The sequence below is a fragment of the Ruegeria sp. BC6 genome (assembly GCF_056539185.1).
Map to the genome: position 1 here is coordinate 138,889 of NZ_JBQFUM010000001.1, position 16,234 is coordinate 155,122.

Below are 16,234 nucleotides of genomic sequence, written 5' to 3' on the forward strand. Positions count from 1 at the left end.
CCGAATCCTGTCGGACCCGGCCCTTGAACGGTTGTGTCTGCGGGGCCCCTCAGCCTTCGACATGCGGCCAAATGGGGGTGCGGTAGGACATGCGCCGCACCGATCCGGTTTTCGAGCGCATCAGCAGGGTCGTCGTCTCGACCCAACCCGGTTCCCGCTTGATCCGCGGCAGCAGCGACCCGCCGGTGACACCGGTCGCCGCGAAGATCACATCGGCGGTGACCATCTCGTCGCGGGCATAGACACGATCCAGATCGGTAATGCCGGCTTTGGCCGCCCGACCGCGTTCGTCATCGTTGCGGAACATCAGACGTCCAAAGATCTGGCCACCCATGCATTTCAGCGCGGCGGCCGCCAGAACGCCTTCGGGCGCGCCCCCCTGGCCCATGTACATGTCGATGCCGGTCGTCTCGGACTCGGCACAGTGCATGACGCCTGCAACGTCACCGTCGGTGATCAGGCGGATCGCAGCGCCGGTTTCGCGCACCTCGGCGATCATCGCTTCATGGCGCGGACGTTCCAAAATGCAAACGGTAATGTCCTCGGGGGTGCAGCCTTTGGCCTTGGCCAGTGCCTCGACCCTTTCCCGCGGCGACATGTCCAGAGTCACCACGTTCTCGGGGAAGCCGGGGCCGATCGCCAGCTTGTCCATGTAGACGTCCGGTGCGTGCAGCATCGAACCGCGTGGACCCATCGCGATGACGGTCAAGGCGTTGGGCATATCCTTTGCGGTCAGCGTCGTACCTTCGAGCGGGTCCAGAGCGATGTCCACGCCGGGGCCGTTGCCGGTGCCGACCTCTTCGCCGATATACAGCATGGGCGCTTCGTCGCGTTCGCCTTCACCGATGACTACCACGCCAGCGATATCCAGCAGGTTCAGCTGTTCACGCATCGCGTTGACCGCGGCCTGGTCGGCGGCTTTCTCGTCTCCGCGTCCGACCAGCGAGGCCGAGGCCAGAGCGGCCTGCTCAGCCACGCGCGCAAGTCCTAGGGACAGAAGGCGGTCGTTGAAATCGATTTTGGCAGCGCTCATGCGATGTAATCCTTTGGTAAAGCGAAGACGTCCTGACTGGCATAGCCTGCTCGTGGCGCAGGCCGCAAGGGTTCAAACCTGCTCGATACGCAGAGCTACCGGTTCGCCCGCAACCACATCCGTGGTGCGCAAGTCCTCCAACGCAACGTCCAGCGTGGCGCGTGTGGTCTTGTGTGTAACGATCAGTACCGGTGCCGTGTCCTCGGCATGTGCGTATTGGCGCATCCGGTCGATTGAAACGCCGGCATTGCCCAGAATCGCGGCCACCTTGGCCAGCGCACCTGGTTTGTCCAGCAATGCAAGGCGCAGATAATAAGGGGCAGGCAGGCCGGTGATTGCGGGCTTGGAGTCGACCAGCGACGTGGCGGGTTGACCAAAGGTGGAAATCCGCAGGCCCCGAGCCAGGTCGCAAACATCCCCCATCACCGCACTGGCCGTCGGGCCTTCGCCAGCGCCGGGTCCGCGCAAAACGATCTGTTCGACGGCGTCGCCCTCAATGACCACCATGTTGGTGCCGCCTTCCAGCTGCCCCAAAGGCGAGTCACTGGGTACCAGGCAGGGTTGCATCCGTTGTTCAAGCCCGCGCGGCGTGCGCTGCGCAACGCCCAACAGCTTGATGCGGTAGCCCATATCGTCGGCCTGATGGATGTCATCCAGGCTGATATGCTGAATGCCCTCGATCTCGATCCCGTCGAAATTCGGCTTTGTTCCAAACGCGATAGAGGCCAACAGCGCCAACTTGTGCGCCGCGTCGATGCCGCCAACGTCAAGGTTGGGATCCGCTTCGAGATACCCCAACTGAGCGCACTCCTCGAACAGGGCGTTGTAGCCCAGACCCTGCGACTGCATTCGGGTCAGGATATAGTTGCAGGTGCCATTCATCACGCCCATGACGCGCTTGATGTCATTCCCGGCCAACCCTTCGGTAAGGGATTTTATGACCGGAATTCCTCCGGCCACGGCGGCCTCGAACCGGATCACACGGCCTGCGGCCTCGGCCTGTTCCGCCAATGCCTGGCCGTGAATGGCCAGCAGCGCCTTGTTTGCGGTGACCACATCCTTGCCGCTGGCCAATGCCGCCTCGACCGAGGCCTTTGCCGGGCCATTTTCACCACCCATCAGCTCGACGAACACATCGATGTCGTCGCGTTTGGCCAAGGCCACCGGATCGGTTTCCCACGCGAAGCCGGACAAGTTCACCCCGCGATCTTTGGCGGCGTCGCGCGCCGAAACGGCAACGATCTCGATCGGACGACCAGTGCGTGCTTGGAGCAATTCGGCATGACGGCGCACGATCTTGACGACGCCCACACCCACGGTTCCCAAGCCAGCAATTCCAAGCCGTAGCGCCTGTGTCATTCCGTGGGTTCCTTTCCGCTCGAAGTCTGCCTGTTGGACGCAAGGTCCTTTGTCGGCTGCCATAGCTGGTTCAACGCGGCGGTGCAATCCGTCAGGGACAGAGTTGTTGCGCAGTGGGCGAGCGTGCGGGGCTTACTGGGTCTCGGCGTTCTGGAGTGCCTGTGCCTTTTGCGACAGCCGCTCGGCCCGTTGTTCCAATTCTTCTTCCACGGCGGCTGCCTCGTTCACCGGGTCGACGGGCGGCACGTTGACCTGGGTCAACGGGATCAGCTTGGGGTAGGGCGCGGCCTTTACCGAGGCCGCTTCGCTTCCCTCCAACTCGGGAATATCTGCGCACGCGGCCAAGAGAAGCAGCGGCAGGATGACGGAAACAGCTTTCATTTCGCGACCCGAACAGTGAGGAACCTGAACGTGATGCACTTTTTGCATGAACGGTTCAAGCGGGGTTCTATATGAACGTACGTTCATATACGATGGATCCATGGCACGTACTCAAGGCTCTCATTCCGATATCACCGGGCCCCGCATTCGCGAGGCCGCCCTGGGATTGTTTGCACGGCATGGCTATGCCGCTGTTTCCATGCGTCAAATCGCGGGGGAGGTCGGAGTGCAGGCCGGCGCGCTCTACAATTACACTCCGGACAAGCAAAGCCTTCTGTTCCGCCTGATGCAGGACCACATGCAAGAGCTGCTGGCGGCCTATGAAGCGTTGGAACCACAGGCGGATGCATTGGGCGCCCTGCGGCAATTCGTGGGTTTCCACATCCGGTTTCACATGCAGCGACCGGACGAAGTGTTCATCGCCTATATGGAGCTGCGAAACCTGACGCCTGAAAACTTCGCCGAAATCGAAAAGCTGCGCCGACGGTATGAGGATGCGTTACAGAGCATCCTGCTGGCCGGCCAGAAGGACGGCCTGTTCTCGGTTCAGGATGCGAAGATCGCGACGCTGGCGGTGATTGCCATGCTGAATGGTGTCATGACGTGGTACCGGGCCGGTGGACGGCTGTCGCTGGACGAGGTCGAGCAGATTTACTGGGATATGGTACGCAAGGCGGTCGCGGCCTGACTGGCCGCGCCATGTAACCCGCTGTCTGGAGTCAGTGCGCCGGCTTGATGAAAGTACCGTTGCGCAACTCCCGAAACGCCTGCTCGAGTTCGGCGCGCGTGTTCATCACGATCGGGCCATGCCATGCTACCGGTTCATTGATCGGCGCACCCGAGATCAACAGGAATCGCACGCCTTCAGGCCCGGCCTGAACGGTTATTTCGTCTCCGGTACCAAACCGTACCAGCGTCCGGTTGCCCGACATGTCGCGAATGTTCAGCTCTTGCCCGGCGACTTCCTTCTCAAGCAGAACGCCGGTCGGCTGCGAGGCGTCGGCGAAAGCTGCCTGCCCATCGAAAACATAGGCGAAAGCACGGCGATAAGTATCTATCTTGAATGTCTTTTTCACCCCTGCAGGAATCGATACGTCCAGGTATTGCGGGTCCGCGGCGATACCGTCCACCGGCCCGGTCTTGCCCCAGAACTTGCCGACGATGACCCGTACCGTGGTGCCATCATCATCGATCACTTCAGGAATGTCCTTGCCCTGAACGTCCTGGTACCGAGGCGCCGTCATCTTTTGAGCCGAGGGCAAGTTGCCCCACAGCTGAAACCCATGCATCTGCCCGGATGCATTCCCCTTGGGCATTTCCTGATGCAGAATTCCGGACCCCGCCGTCATCCACTGGACGTCTCCGGCACCCAGTTGGCCGCTGTTGCCCAGCGAGTCGCTGTGATCGACGGTTCCTGACAATACGTATGTGATGGTTTCAATGCCGCGGTGAGGGTGCCAGGGAAAGCCGGCCTGGTAGTCCTGCGGGTGCTCGTTGCGGAAGTCATCAAACAACAGGAATGGATCCAGTTCGGACGGATCCTGAAATCCAAAAGCGCGGTGCAGCTTTACACCAGCGCCTTCCATCGTCGGAACGGCCTTGCGGGTTTCAAGTGTTGGTCTGAGCGACATGTGGATCTCCTGTCTCTGGACCCGTTATCTAATTTTCGCTGAAGTACGGTCAATTCGCGAGAAAGCACTGCTTCTGTGCAAAAATGCGCCGGGTGAGTCTTGGCCTGTTGCTTGTCGCTGAAAGCGGGTATGGGGGGCAGGCAAAGGCGGAGTTGGAAATGCAAGAAGACGTACTGGCAACGATTCAGGCTTCATCGGCACGGCGGTGGATGGGGGTGGGAGTGCTCGTCACCGTAGGTGTGTTCGTGACTTATGTCGCCCTGGCCGCACCGCCAGCGCCGGAATGGCAGCTGTTCCTGTTCGTGGTCGGAGGTGGCGCGCTTTGGCTTGCGCATCGCGTCTGGCATGCGACAGCGGACCGGATCGAGCTGACGCGCACGGAACTGAGGACAGGCAGCGGCAAGCTGATTGCCGAGGTTGGTGAAATCGAAGGGGTGGATCGGGGTGTTTTTGCTTTCAAGCCGTCGAACGGCTTTCTGCTGACGACCCGTAGCAAACGGGGCAGGGCTTGGGCCCCGGGCCTTTGGTGGCGCGTCGGGCGACGTATTGGCGTCGGCGGCATGACGTCCGCCGCCGAGACCAAGTTCCTGTCAGAAATGCTTTCCGCGATGCTGGCCGAGGCCGAATAGCTCTCAGCACCCGCCCGGTGCGTCGATCTTGTCGTAGACGCGCGGGTGGGTGAATACGAAATTGTCCATGGCAAATTCGTTTTCGCCGTATCCGATGCGGAAGGGACGGCGATAGAAGTCCTTCACTTCGACCAGGATCATCTTGCCGTTGTCCGGCATGATGGGCAGCTTGTCTCGGATTTCGCTGATGGTGCCATCGGTCCACGCCTCGAAGCTTTCACCGCGAATACAGGACCACTGCACATAGTGCCGGTCATCCGGCAGGTCGAAGCGAAGGAACGAGATGCGCATCGACACGTCGGAGCGGTCCGACATCATCTGCTGCAGCAGGTCATACAACGTATCCATGTAGGTCGCGTTGATGTCATTGCGTTCGCGGGAAATGACGTCGGCGATCGCATAAGATGCCTTGAGATTCCGCGAGCTCTGCTTGTACCCGTCGAAGAATGTATAGGACGCACACATGCCCCAGAAGAGCAGGGGATAGATCATCACGGCCTCGACACTGATCACGCCGGATTCCTTGCGGGAAAACCGTTTCAGATACCGGACAGCCAGCGAGAAGATTGAGCGATCAGGTCGGTTCATAGACAAACACCGTTGTTGCGTGCAGTTCGTACATACCGTTGGGCTTTTTCCGCGCGATGGCACCCAGAATGGTTCCCCACCACAGCGGCTTTACCTCGACGCAGGCGCGGACGATCATCAGTTCGTCCGACGTACCCGGCTCGAAGATCTGGCTGTTGCGGATCGTTGCGGGGGTATCGATGCAGTAGGGGTTCGGATCCAGCGTGTTGCCCATAAACGGGTCTACGCGGGTCATTTCCAGGATCAGGTTCTCCTTGCACTCAGGAATGTAGCCTGCCTTGTCGCAGACGATGTCCTTCAACAGAGTGTGGGTCCAGCCGTCCTGAACGTTGGTGGTATACTTTTCGAGGTTGTTCAGGCGAACGTCGCGGATCGTTTCGTCCAGGCCACGCTCGAGGTTGGCGTGGTTGAAGGCCCCGATCCCGACTTCGACGGCCGAATAGGTCGTCATGATGAAGATGGGGAACCAGAAGACGAACTCGATCGTCGCCATCCCATCTTCTTTCCGCCGGAACGTGCGGAATTTATGAAGCAAACGCTTGATCATTGAGTCAGCCTCAGATTGCGGATGGTCGATCCGATCGATGCAAATACGTCGACGATTTCGTCACCGGTCGCCTCGTAGTAGGCGCCATCATCGCTTTTGCAGTCTTTCAGAAGGGCCTTGCCCTGATCGGGAGCTTCGAAAGCGATAGTGAAGACTACGATGCCATTGGCGCGAGCGGCGGCACACATTGCGCGCGCGCGCGGGTCCTTGGTGCCCGACCCGATCGAAGTGACCGCGTTGTTGTACCAGGTGTTGCCTTTCGTGCTCCCCAGCGCTTCACGGAACAGGTCACGGATCGCGCGACGGGTCGTGCGTTCCCAGACCTGATCCCAGGTCAGGTTGACCGATGTCGCGGGGTCGCCATCGTTGTCCAGAACAGTGCGCGTCTCGCTTCTGCTGTAATCAAAGTTGTAGCAGACGCCGCCGGACCGGTAGGTGCACCGATATACAGTATACTCGTCGTTGCCATAGGGATCGTCCTGCCAGATCTCGCGACCCCAGTACCAACCCTTGCTGCTGTCCCACTCGGTATAGTCGACATCGTGCCAGAAGTACTTCTCGGTCTCGTAGTCATAGGTCGAATAGGTCGACTTCTTGGCATTCCACCACAGAATGGACGTACCCTCACGGTAGGGGTCGTTTACCATGTACTGAGTGGTGTTCGCGCCGTCCGTCATCAGCACCAGAACCTTCATCGAGTCGTTGCTGGAGTAGCTGTTGGGACGGGTGGCGAACTCTGCAGGCACTTCGTCACCCGCCAGGCGTGCGATCACCGGCTGAATGCTTTCGTCAAGCAGGGCAAGACCCCATTTCAGACCGACGTCGATCGACGTGTTTCCGCCGGCCGTAAAACTTTCGATGTGATCTTTGAGAACCTGCGGGTCCTTCTGCAGGACCGAGACCTCACGGTTGGCGAGTTCGTCACAGACTTCGCTGTAGACGTAGCCGTTGCTGGGGCGCCGGTCATAAGTGCTCCACGGCGTAAAGTGCAGTGTGCGTTGGCGGATCGTATCGGGGTCCAGCGCAGTGGTGTTGAACTCGCTGCTGGTGAAGTTGATGCAGTTTGCCCGGTCATTGGTGCCGGTCGTGCTGAATTCGTCCATCAGATAGTCGGGCAGCGACACCTGAGTTGCGTATGGGATGATCGAGATCGACAGCTTCCCGTCCTCAGTCTTGTCCGCCATCTCTTGCACGAAGTTCTTGGCCGCCACTTTCAGGTTGGCCAAGCGATTGTAGCTGTTCATCGAGCCAGAGACGTCGAGGACCAAAGAAATCTCAACATCATCAATGGCTTCTTCGGCGACGCTGGTTGCCGCGCTCGCGATCGAGTCAACATCCCACCACTGCATGAAGTGCATGCCGACATCCATCTGGGCGCTCGCTTCGACCTTGCGGTAGCCTTCGATCGTAACGGCGGTCGCGCCGCAGACATTCGGCGTCACGATGGGCTCACCAACCAGGTACTGGTCCAAGCCTTCCTTCTCGAGGTAGTCGACGACCACGTCCTTGGGGCAAAGGTCCTGGTCCAGGTCGGCCGCCGCCAGTACGGCGCGGTCCAGAGCATATTGCAGGCGCGCACGTTCGCGATCGTACCGCATCACGTCCACGGCGAAGCCCGCCGCGGTGAAGATGATCATCAGAAGGAAGAGGGCGAAGATGGTCATCGTCCCGTTTTCCGAGGTCACGAAAGACTCGACGGCGCCCTGGCAGCGGTCTGCCTGGCGCGGTTTCCCCGACCGTGTCGATGTCCATTCAAAATTGCGCATAACGAAATCCTTTTGCCGGCCAAAAGCAGCGAAGCCAGTTCTTCGGAACTTTAATAATTTAGATGTGGATCGTGGCGAGAATTGGGCGTGATCGTCACTATGGTGCTCTTTTTGAATGAAAATCGGCGGCAGTCTGGCTGGGAGGGGCATCTTTGTTTCGTTGCTCGGGACAATTTCTGGAAATCGTAAATGTCCGCGACTCGGCTCGGTTGGTCGAAACGCGCTGTTCATAAATTGATGAAAAAAAGTGCAAATCTCGATTGCAGCCGCTTGCCAAGGGTGCGACAAAACGTCATGACGCTCGACGTCAACCGGCATGGAGGATTTTATGACGGCCATCAAGGAACCCAGCTTTCGGGAGAGTGTAGATCTGATGTTCAACAGGGCGGCTGCCCTGATGGATCTTCCACCCGGACTTGAGGAAAAGATCCGGGTCTGCAATGCGACCTACACCGTTCGGTTTGGCGTGCGTCTGCGGGGGCAGATACATACTTTCACCGGCTATCGCTCGGTTCATTCCGAGCATATGGAGCCGGTAAAAGGCGGTATCCGCTATGCGATGGCCGTGAACCAGGACGAGGTCGAGGCGCTTGCTGCGCTGATGACCTACAAGTGCGCCTTGGTTGAGGCTCCGTTTGGCGGGTCCAAGGGTGGCCTGCGCATCGACCCGCGCAAATACGAAGAGCATGAGCTGGAGCAGATCACCCGTCGTTTCGCCTATGAGCTGGCCAAGCGCGACCTGATCAACCCGTCGCAGAACGTCCCGGCCCCCGACATGGGCACCGGCGAGCGTGAAATGGCTTGGATGGCTGACCAGTATGCGCGGATGAACACCACAGACATCAACGCGCGGGCCTGTGTGACCGGCAAGCCGTTGAATGCCGGCGGCATCTCGGGCCGGGTCGAGGCGACGGGCCGTGGCATCCAATACGCGTTGCGCGAATTCTTCCGGCATCCGGAGGACGTCAAGAAGGCTGGCATGTCAGGCTCGCTGGACGGCAAGCGGGTCATCGTTCAAGGCCTCGGCAACGTGGGTTATCACGCGGCCAAGTTCCTGAGTGAGGAAGACGGCTCTCTGGTTGTGGGCATCATCGAACGTGACGGTGCGATCTATAACCCCGAGGGGATCGACGTCGAAGCGGTGCACCAGTGGATCGTCAAACATGGCGGCGTGAACGGCTACCCGGATGCAACGCACACCGCCGAGGGCACTGCTGTGCTGGAAGAGGAATGTGACATTCTGATCCCGGCCGCGCTGGAGGGCGTGATCAACCTGTCCAATGCCGAGCGCATCAAGGCGCCGTTGATCATCGAGGCTGCGAACGGCCCGGTGACCGCAGGAGCCGACGAAGTGCTGCGCAAGAAGGGCACTGTGATCATTCCCGACATGTATGCCAACGCGGGCGGTGTAACGGTCTCGTATTTCGAGTGGGTGAAGAACCTCAGTCACATCCGTTTCGGTCGGATGCAGCGCCGTCAGGAAGAGGCGCGGCACGAGTTGATCGTTAAAGAGCTGGAGCGGCTGGACCGCTACCTTGGCGATGCATGGTCGATGTCTCCGGACTTCAAGGCCAAGTACCTCAAGGGCGCGGATGAGCTTGAGCTGGTGCGCTCGGGCCTGGATGACACGATGCGCATCGCCTACCAGGCCATGAGCGAGGTCTGGCATGATCGCGACGACGTCGATGACCTCCGCACCGCGGCTTACATCGTGTCCATCGACCGTGTCGCCAAGAGCTATCGGGCCAAGGGCCTCTGACGTCTCGGAAACCGGGCAATCGGGCTTTGACAAAAAGTCCGGTTGCCGCACATCCTGCGCTGGAGTTCAGGCAGTGAAACCAGCGAGGATCCGATGCAAATTACCCGTTCTGTAGCTTGGGCCGCGGCGGTTGGGTCCGCGACCCTGGCGCTTGCGACTGCTGCCATTGCCCAACCCCGGCAGGGATGGACGCCGACTGTGGAAGGGTTGGCTGTCTACCAGGGCAGCGCCGATCTTGAGGACGGCGGTGATTTCAGCGCATCGCGTGCATTTCTGCGGGCAGGCGGCATTTACAGCTATGGTGACGGGTCCTTTGTGGGTTTGCTGGCGAGTTTCGGTCAATTCTCCTACGATTTCGGGTTGCCCGGAAACCAGCCGTGGGACGACATCCGCGACATTCGCCTGAGCGTTCCATTGCGCTTCACTCTGGACAACGGGGGTGCGGTGATCGTCTCGCCCCAATTGCGATGGGATTACGAGACCGGCGCCAGTGCCTCGGACGGCTTCACCTATGGTGCCTTCGCCGGCATTTCATGGGCGGTGAACCCCAATCTGCGCATCGGCCCGGCATTTGGCGTGTTCTCTGAGGTTGGAACCAATGACCTCGAAGTCTTTCCCGCGCTTCTGGTGGACTGGACCTTTGCCGAGCGCTGGCGTCTGAGCACCGGAAGCGCGCTGGGGGCCACTCAAGGCCCCGGCGTCACGCTGGAATACAAGGCTTCGGAAAGTGTCAGCGTGGGGCTTGCCGTTCGGTCCGAGAGGGTCCGCTTTCAGTTGAACAACAACGGGTTGGCACCGGGCGGCGTGGGCGAGGACAGCAGCATCCCGGTTGTTCTGTCGGTCGAATACGCGCCCAACCCCGGAGTTTCGCTGTCGGCATTTGCAGGCGCCGAGTTTGACGGCGAGTTGCGTCTGGACAACGCAGCAGGGCAAGAGGTCAGCCGGCAGGGCTATGATACCGCTCCGATCGTCGGCTTTGCCTTCCGTCTGCGGTTCTGAGGGCGAATTCGTTTGCGACCGGTTTGGTCGCGCGTTGACAAGTTCTTGTCGAAAACGGATGCGGAGCCCCGAGCCCGGATTGCTACTCCTGTTGGCAGTTGGTTTGATGCCAGCAAACCCGCAGGGAGATCTGAATGCGCTTTTCCGGCTTACGCGTCCTGAAGGAAGGACTGACGGGCAACAAGGGTTGGACGGCGCATTGGCGTGATCCCGAGCCCAAAGCCGAATACGACATCGTCATCATCGGCGGTGGGGGGCATGGTCTCAGCACCGCGTACTATCTGGCGAAAGAGCACGGGCTGACAAATGTCGCCGTGCTGGAAAAGGGCTATATTGGCGGCGGCAATGTGGGGCGCAACACGACGATCGTGCGCGCCAACTATTTTCTGCAAGGAAATTCCGAGTTCTATTCGCATTCCCTCAAGTTGTGGGAGGGGTTGGAAGAGGACCTGAACTACAACGTGATGCATTCGCAGCGGGGCATCATCAACCTGTTCCATTCGGACGGGCAGCGGGACGCGGCCGCGCGGCGGGGCAACATGATGATCAGCCAAGGCGACGATGCCATCCTGCTGGACCGCGATGCACTGCGCGAGATGCTGCCCTATCTAAACTATGACGATCTGCGCTTTCCCATCTATGGCGGTCTGTATCATCCGCGCGGCGGCACGGCCCGGCATGATGCCGTGGCCTGGGGCTATGCGCGCGGGGCGGACCAGCGCGGGGTGGATCTGATCCAGAATTGCGAGGTCACCGGCATCGACATCGAAAACGGCGCCGTGCGAGGGGTGCAGACGACGCGCGGGGCGATCCGAGCCAGGAAGGTAGGGATCGTCGTTGCGGGCCGTTCGGGGCTTGTTGCCGGCATGGCCGGGATGCGCCTGCCGATCGAAAGCCACGTTCTGCAGGCCTTCGTGACCGAGGGGCTGAAGCCTTGCATCGACCATGTCGTGACCTTTGGCATGGGCCATTTCTACATCAGCCAATCCGACAAGGGCGGGCTGGTTTTCGGCGGCGACCTGGATTTCTATGCTTCCTACGCGGCGCGGGGCAATCTGCCCACGGTCGAAAGCGTAATGGAGGCCGGCGTGGCGCTGATGCCGATGATCGGCAAGGCCCGGGTGCTGCGGTCTTGGGGCGGGATCATGGACATGTCGCCGGACGGGTCGCCGATCATCGACCGCACCCCTATCGACGGGCTGTACCTGAACTGCGGCTGGAACTACGGCGGGTTCAAGGCGGTTCCGGCCTCGGGCAACGTGTTTGCCCACCTGATGGCCACCGATCGGTACCACGAGAACGCGACAGGGTTCCGGCTGGATCGTTTCCGCACCGGGCGCGGGATCATCGATGAAGAGGGCAAGGGCTCTCAGCACAATCTGCATTAGGGGCGGGCCGGGATGTTTCGTTCGAATATTTGTGAAAGCCAGGAGGCGCGGCCATGAGGATCACCTGTCCGTATTGCGGCGAGCGCGACCGCCGCGAGTTCTACTATCGCGGGGCCGCCGTCGATCTGGACCGGCCCGCCCCGGATGCCGGGCCTGACGTTTGGGACGATTTCGTCTATCAGCGCGACAATCCGGCGGGCGAGACGCGGGACCTGTGGTATCACGAGGGCGGCTGCGGCGCATGGATCGTCGTGACACGCAACACGCTGACCCACGAAATAGCGGCGACCGAGCCTGCCTCCGGGGGCAAACGATGAGGGTCGCGGGCAGGGGGCTGATCGACCGCGGCTCACCGGTCGAGTTTTCCTTCGACGGAATCCGGTATTCGGGTTTTCAGGGTGACACGCTGGCCTCGGCGCTGCTGGCCAATGGCGTGCGCCTGATGGGGCGGTCGTTCAAGTATCACCGCCCGCGCGGCGTTCTGACCGCCGGCAGCGAAGAGCCGAACGCTTTGGTCACCATCGGCCGAGGCGCCGTGCAGGACCCCAATGTGCGGGCCACGATGCAAGAGATCTATCCGGGCCTGGAGGCGCGCAGCCAGAACCGCTGGCCCAGCCTGAATTTCGACGTGATGGCGGTGAACGATCTGGCCGCGCCCTTCCTGGGGGCGGGCTTCTACTACAAGACCTTCATGTGGCCTCGCAACTTCTGGGAGAAGCTGTACGAGCCGATGATCCGCCGCGCCGCGGGGTTGGGCGCGCTGTCCGGGCAGGCCAACGCCGACACGTATGAAAGCGCCTATGCCTTCTGCGACCTGCTGGTGATCGGGGCTGGCCCGGCGGGTTTGATGGCCGCCTTGACGGCCGGCCGGGCCGGGGCGGATGTCATTCTGGCCGATGAAAGCAACCAGATGGGCGGGCGTCTGCTGGCCGAAACGCTCGAGGTGGATGGCAAGCCGGGTCAAGTCTGGGCAGACGAGGTTCTGGCCGAGCTGCGGGCGATGGACAATGTGCGGTTGATGACCCGCACGACCGTTGCGGGTGCCTACGATCAGGGCACCTTTGTCGCGCTCGAACGGGTCTTGCACCATACGGGCGACCGCCCCGCCGGTGCGCCGCTGGAAACCTATTGGAGGATCGCCGCCCGCCGCTCGGTTCTGGCAGCCGGGGCGCTGGAGCGGCCGGTGGCGTTTCGCGACAATGATCGGCCCGGCATCATGACCGCCGGGGCCGTGCGGGCCTATCTGAACCGCTGGGGCGTCGCCGCCGGCCGGAGCGTCACGATTTTCGGCAACACCGATGACATCCACCGGACGGCCCGCGACCTGCTGGCCGCCGGTGTCCACGTTGCCGCCGTGATCGACAGCCGCCATGACGGGCCGGTGGCAACCGACTATCCGGTGTTGCGTGGGGCGCAGGTCTGCGGCACTTCGGGGCGCAAGGGCTTGGAGTCGATCACCGTGCGCCGCGCCAGCGGAGAAGAGCGCATTCAGACCGACTGCCTGGCGATGACCGGCGGATGGAACCCCTCGGTCCACCTGACCTGCCACATGAACGGGCGCCCGACCTGGCGGCGTGACATTGCCGCCTTCGTGCCCACGCCGGGCGCCGTGCCCGGGATGCGCCCGGCCGGGGCCTGCAACGGCGCGTTCTCGACCGCGGCTTGTCTGAGCGAGGGCATTTCGGCTGCGACCGAGGCGCTGGGTGATCTGGGCCTCAAGGCGCCCAAGCCCGAGCCGCCGCAGGCCGAGGATCAGACCTATGGAATCGCGCAGCTGTGGGCGGTGCCGGGCAAGGGGCGCGCGTGGCTGGATTTCCAGAACGACGTGACCGTCAAGGATGTCAAACAGGCCGCGACCGAGAATTTCCGCTCGGTCGAGCACATGAAGCGTTATACCACGCAAGGCATGGCCACCGATCAGGGCAAGAACTCGAATGTCGCGGCGCTGGCCATTCTTGCGGATGCCACCGGGCGGGCGATCCCCGAGACCGGAACCACCACCTTCCGCCCGCCTTACGCTCCGATTGCCATTGCCGCGCTGGGCGCGGGGGCCGAGGGGGCGGGGTTCAAGCCGCAGCGCTTCACCACCTCGCACAAGGCGTCAGTGGCGCGCGGGGCGCCGATGGTCGAGGCCGGGCTGTGGTATCGGCCCAGCTATTTCCCGCAGCCGGGCGAGACCACCTGGCGCCAGTCCTGCGACCGCGAGGTGCAGATGGTGCGCGCGGCGGTCGGCGTGTGCGATGTCTCGACCCTGGGCAAGATCGACATTCAGGGGCGCGACGCCGCGCAGTTTCTGGATTTCGTCTATACCAACACGTTTTCGACACTGAAGGTCGGGCGCGTGCGCTATGGGCTGATGCTGCGCGAGGACGGGTTCGTCATGGATGACGGCACCACCGCGCGATTGGGTGACAGTCATTTCCTGATGACCACCACGACCGCCGCCGCTGGTGACGTGATGAAGCATCTTGAATTCGTGCGTCAGGGTCTGCGGCCCGATTGGGACGTGTCGCTGGTTTCTGTGACGGAGCAATGGGCGCAATTCGCCGTGGCCGGCCCCAAATCGCGCGAGGTGCTGAACGGCCTGCTGGACACCCCGCTGGATGATGCTGCGTGGCCGTTCATGGCCTGCGGGCCGGTTTCGGTTCTGGGGGTGCCGGGGCGTCTGTTCCGGATCTCGTTCTCGGGCGAACACGCCTACGAGATTGCGTTGCCTGCGCGGTATGGGGCCAGCCTGTTCGACATCCTGACCCGACAGGCCGAGGCGCTGGGCGGTGGCCTCTATGGGATGGAGGCGCTGAACGTCCTGCGGATCGAGAAGGGGTTCATCACCCATGCAGAAATCCACGGGCGGACGACGGCCTTTGACATCGGGATGGGCCGGATGGTGTCGCAGAAAAAGGACTGTATCGGCAAGACCATGTCCGAACGCCCGGGGCTTGAGGAGCCGGGGCGCGAGCGGTTGGTCGGCCTCAAACCCATCGGGGAAAGCCGCCAGTTGCTGGCCGGCGCCCATCTGTACAACGAAGAGGACGCGCCGGTGCGCACCAACGATCAGGGCTATGTGACCTCGGTCTGCTACTCGCCGACGCTGGGCAGCATGCTGGGGCTGGCGTTTCTGGCCGATGGCCCCGACCGTCATGGCGAGATCGTCAAAATGGTCGATCACCTGCGCGGCGTGACCACGCTGTGCGAGGTGACGGACCCGGTGTTCTTTGATCCAGAGGGAGAGCGTGTGCGTGGATAAGCTGATTGCCCAGACCCCGTGTGAAGGGCTGCTGCCGCTGACCATCGGAACGGTCTCGGTCACCGAGGTCGACCCGGGCGCGATACATGCGGTTTCGGCCTTTCAAGGGCAGGTCAAATTACTGTCCGAGGCGATGAAGGCGGCGCATGGCATGGCCCTGCCGGCCCCGAACCGGGCCACCGGGAAGTCGGGCGCGCGGGCGGTCTGGTTCGGCCCGGGTCAGGTCATGTTGATCGGCCCCGCACCGGAGCCGTCTCTGTCCGCCCACGCCGCGGTCGTCGACCAGTCTGATGCCTGGGCCGTGGTACGGCTTGAGGGCGACGGGGCCGAGGATGTACTGGCCCGTCTGGTGCCGGTCGATCTGCGCCCACAGAACTTCAAACGCGGACATACGGCGCGCACACTCCTGTTCCACATGACCGCGTCAATCACTCGGGTTGGCGAGAAAGCCTTTCAGATCATGGTGTTCCGGTCGATGGCCACATCGTTGGTGCACGATCTGCAGAGGGTAATGGAAGGTGTGGCAGCACGCGGTTAGACTGTTGCAAAGAACTGATTCCAAGGGGACCTTATGCTGCGCATCGCACTTGCCGCTACTCTGCTTGCCACACCGCTGGCTGCCGCTGAAACCAAGGAAGAAAGCTGCCGCTATCAAGCAGACGTTGTGGCGGCGGTTCAAAAAGCCCGTCTTGATCGCGTGAAAGAACGGGACGTTCCGGAAGCGGTGGCCGAGGCCGGCCCAACCTGGCCCGAGAACTACAACGCCGCAATCCCGTTGATCACCCCATGGGTCTATGAGCAGAAGATGCGCGACATCCGCAAAAAAGACCTTGGCGCCGCCTGGATGGAGCTGTGCCTGCAGCAGTAATCCACAGGGCCGCGAATTGGCTGTGGACAAAGGCCCGCC

General features: G+C 61.7%; 16 protein-coding genes. 9 read left to right on the plus strand and 7 right to left on the minus strand.

From position 1 onward, the window contains the following. Positions 1-49: 49 nt before the first annotated feature. From glpX to ACR0MM_RS00665, 3 genes are all read right to left on the minus strand, one after another. Positions 50-1,033 (minus strand): class II fructose-bisphosphatase, encoded by a 984-nt coding sequence (glpX, locus tag ACR0MM_RS00655; RefSeq protein ID WP_093961740.1) that lies wholly within the window; start codon positions 1,031-1,033, stop codon positions 50-52. 72 nt (positions 1,034-1,105) lie between these two features. Next, complete coding sequence (locus ACR0MM_RS00660) at positions 1,106-2,392, minus strand: homoserine dehydrogenase (protein WP_170371483.1); 1,287 nt, start codon at positions 2,390-2,392, stop codon at positions 1,106-1,108. A gap of 132 nt (positions 2,393-2,524) precedes the next feature. Continuing rightward, positions 2,525-2,773, minus strand: coding sequence for a hypothetical protein (locus tag ACR0MM_RS00665; protein WP_170339166.1), 249 nt, complete (start codon positions 2,771-2,773; stop codon positions 2,525-2,527). A 100-nt stretch (positions 2,774-2,873) separates the two neighbouring features. On the opposite strand from ACR0MM_RS00665, the gene ACR0MM_RS00670 reads away from it, so the two are divergent. Next, positions 2,874-3,461: a TetR/AcrR family transcriptional regulator gene (locus ACR0MM_RS00670; protein ID WP_170339745.1), complete on the plus strand. Its 588-nt coding sequence runs from the start codon at positions 2,874-2,876 to the stop codon at positions 3,459-3,461. Between the two features lie 31 nt (positions 3,462-3,492). On the opposite strand, the gene ACR0MM_RS00675 is transcribed toward ACR0MM_RS00670, so the two are convergent. Next, positions 3,493-4,404 carry a pirin family protein gene (locus ACR0MM_RS00675; protein WP_170368282.1) on the minus strand — a complete coding sequence of 304 codons (912 nt, stop codon included), beginning with the start codon at positions 4,402-4,404 and terminating at the stop codon, positions 3,493-3,495. 158 nt (positions 4,405-4,562) lie between these two features. Here ACR0MM_RS00675 and ACR0MM_RS00680 point away from each other — a divergent pair, with 158 nt between their 5' ends. Continuing rightward, entirely contained in the window at positions 4,563-5,033 is a 471-nt protein-coding gene (locus ACR0MM_RS00680; protein ID WP_480693857.1) for a hypothetical protein, read from the plus strand. A gap of 3 nt (positions 5,034-5,036) precedes the next feature. Here the strand turns inward: ACR0MM_RS00680 and ACR0MM_RS00685 are convergent, their stop codons facing one another. The 3 genes from ACR0MM_RS00685 to ACR0MM_RS00695 are packed head-to-tail and all read right to left on the minus strand — an operon-like array spanning position 5,037 to position 7,934. Further along, positions 5,037-5,621, minus strand: coding sequence for a TadE/TadG family type IV pilus assembly protein (locus ACR0MM_RS00685; protein ID WP_093961744.1), 585 nt, complete (start codon positions 5,619-5,621; stop codon positions 5,037-5,039). After that, positions 5,608-6,114, minus strand: coding sequence for a TadE/TadG family type IV pilus assembly protein (locus ACR0MM_RS00690; RefSeq protein ID WP_254435500.1), 507 nt, complete (start codon positions 6,112-6,114; stop codon positions 5,608-5,610). Before ACR0MM_RS00690 ends, ACR0MM_RS00685 begins: the two co-directional genes overlap by 14 nt. 50 nt (positions 6,115-6,164) lie before the next feature. Beyond that, the gene (locus ACR0MM_RS00695; RefSeq protein WP_480693859.1) at positions 6,165-7,934 is read right to left on the minus strand and encodes a Tad domain-containing protein; all 1,770 of its coding nucleotides are present in this window, start codon (positions 7,932-7,934) and stop codon (positions 6,165-6,167) included. Positions 7,935-8,262: 328 nt separating this feature from the next. Here ACR0MM_RS00695 and ACR0MM_RS00700 point away from each other — a divergent pair, with 328 nt between their 5' ends. From ACR0MM_RS00700 to ACR0MM_RS00730, 7 genes are all read left to right on the plus strand, one after another. Next, a complete protein-coding gene (locus ACR0MM_RS00700; RefSeq protein ID WP_093961747.1) occupies positions 8,263-9,693 on the plus strand; it encodes a Glu/Leu/Phe/Val family dehydrogenase in 1,431 nt (476 codons plus the stop codon). Between the two features lie 198 nt (positions 9,694-9,891). Beyond that, the gene (locus ACR0MM_RS00705) at positions 9,892-10,692 is read left to right on the plus strand and encodes a hypothetical protein (RefSeq protein ID WP_480693861.1); all 801 of its coding nucleotides are present in this window, start codon (positions 9,892-9,894) and stop codon (positions 10,690-10,692) included. Between the two features lie 134 nt (positions 10,693-10,826). Further along, positions 10,827-12,080 (plus strand): sarcosine oxidase subunit beta family protein, encoded by a 1,254-nt coding sequence (locus tag ACR0MM_RS00710; protein ID WP_480693863.1) that lies wholly within the window; start codon positions 10,827-10,829, stop codon positions 12,078-12,080. Between the two features lie 53 nt (positions 12,081-12,133). Next, a complete protein-coding gene (locus ACR0MM_RS00715; RefSeq protein WP_170403798.1) occupies positions 12,134-12,397 on the plus strand; it encodes a sarcosine oxidase subunit delta in 264 nt (87 codons plus the stop codon). Further along, positions 12,394-15,327, plus strand: a complete 2,934-nt coding sequence (locus tag ACR0MM_RS00720) for a sarcosine oxidase subunit alpha family protein (protein WP_480693865.1) — start codon at positions 12,394-12,396, stop codon at positions 15,325-15,327. Before ACR0MM_RS00715 ends, ACR0MM_RS00720 begins: the two co-directional genes overlap by 4 nt. After that, on the plus strand, positions 15,320-15,865 hold the full coding sequence (locus ACR0MM_RS00725; protein WP_480693867.1) for a sarcosine oxidase subunit gamma: 546 nt from the start codon (positions 15,320-15,322) through the stop codon (positions 15,863-15,865). Before ACR0MM_RS00720 ends, ACR0MM_RS00725 begins: the two co-directional genes overlap by 8 nt. Positions 15,866-15,898: 33 nt before the next feature. Next, a complete protein-coding gene (locus ACR0MM_RS00730) occupies positions 15,899-16,195 on the plus strand; it encodes a hypothetical protein (protein WP_480693869.1) in 297 nt (98 codons plus the stop codon). Positions 16,196-16,234: the final 39 nt, after the last annotated feature.

Bases quoted from the DNA above. Each gene is read 5' to 3' on its own strand.
- glpX (WP_093961740.1), bottom strand. From the start codon at position 1,033: ATGAGCGCTGCCAAAATCGATTTCAACGACCGCCTTCTGTCCCTAGGA.
- ACR0MM_RS00660 (WP_170371483.1), bottom strand. From the start codon at position 2,392: ATGACACAGGCGCTACGGCTTGGAATTGCTGGCTTGGGAACCGTGGGT.
- ACR0MM_RS00665 (WP_170339166.1), bottom strand. From the start codon at position 2,773: ATGAAAGCTGTTTCCGTCATCCTGCCGCTGCTTCTCTTGGCCGCGTGC.
- ACR0MM_RS00670 (WP_170339745.1), top strand. From the start codon at position 2,874: ATGGCACGTACTCAAGGCTCTCATTCCGATATCACCGGGCCCCGCATT.
- ACR0MM_RS00675 (WP_170368282.1), bottom strand. From the start codon at position 4,404: ATGTCGCTCAGACCAACACTTGAAACCCGCAAGGCCGTTCCGACGATG.
- ACR0MM_RS00680 (WP_480693857.1), top strand. From the start codon at position 4,563: ATGCAAGAAGACGTACTGGCAACGATTCAGGCTTCATCGGCACGGCGG.
- ACR0MM_RS00685 (WP_093961744.1), bottom strand. From the start codon at position 5,621: ATGAACCGACCTGATCGCTCAATCTTCTCGCTGGCTGTCCGGTATCTG.
- ACR0MM_RS00690 (WP_254435500.1), bottom strand. From the start codon at position 6,114: ATGGCGACGATCGAGTTCGTCTTCTGGTTCCCCATCTTCATCATGACG.
- ACR0MM_RS00695 (WP_480693859.1), bottom strand. From the start codon at position 7,934: ATGCGCAATTTTGAATGGACATCGACACGGTCGGGGAAACCGCGCCAG.
- ACR0MM_RS00700 (WP_093961747.1), top strand. From the start codon at position 8,263: ATGACGGCCATCAAGGAACCCAGCTTTCGGGAGAGTGTAGATCTGATG.
- ACR0MM_RS00710 (WP_480693863.1), top strand. From the start codon at position 10,827: ATGCGCTTTTCCGGCTTACGCGTCCTGAAGGAAGGACTGACGGGCAAC.
- ACR0MM_RS00715 (WP_170403798.1), top strand. From the start codon at position 12,134: ATGAGGATCACCTGTCCGTATTGCGGCGAGCGCGACCGCCGCGAGTTC.
- ACR0MM_RS00720 (WP_480693865.1), top strand. From the start codon at position 12,394: ATGAGGGTCGCGGGCAGGGGGCTGATCGACCGCGGCTCACCGGTCGAG.
- ACR0MM_RS00730 (WP_480693869.1), top strand. From the start codon at position 15,899: ATGCTGCGCATCGCACTTGCCGCTACTCTGCTTGCCACACCGCTGGCT.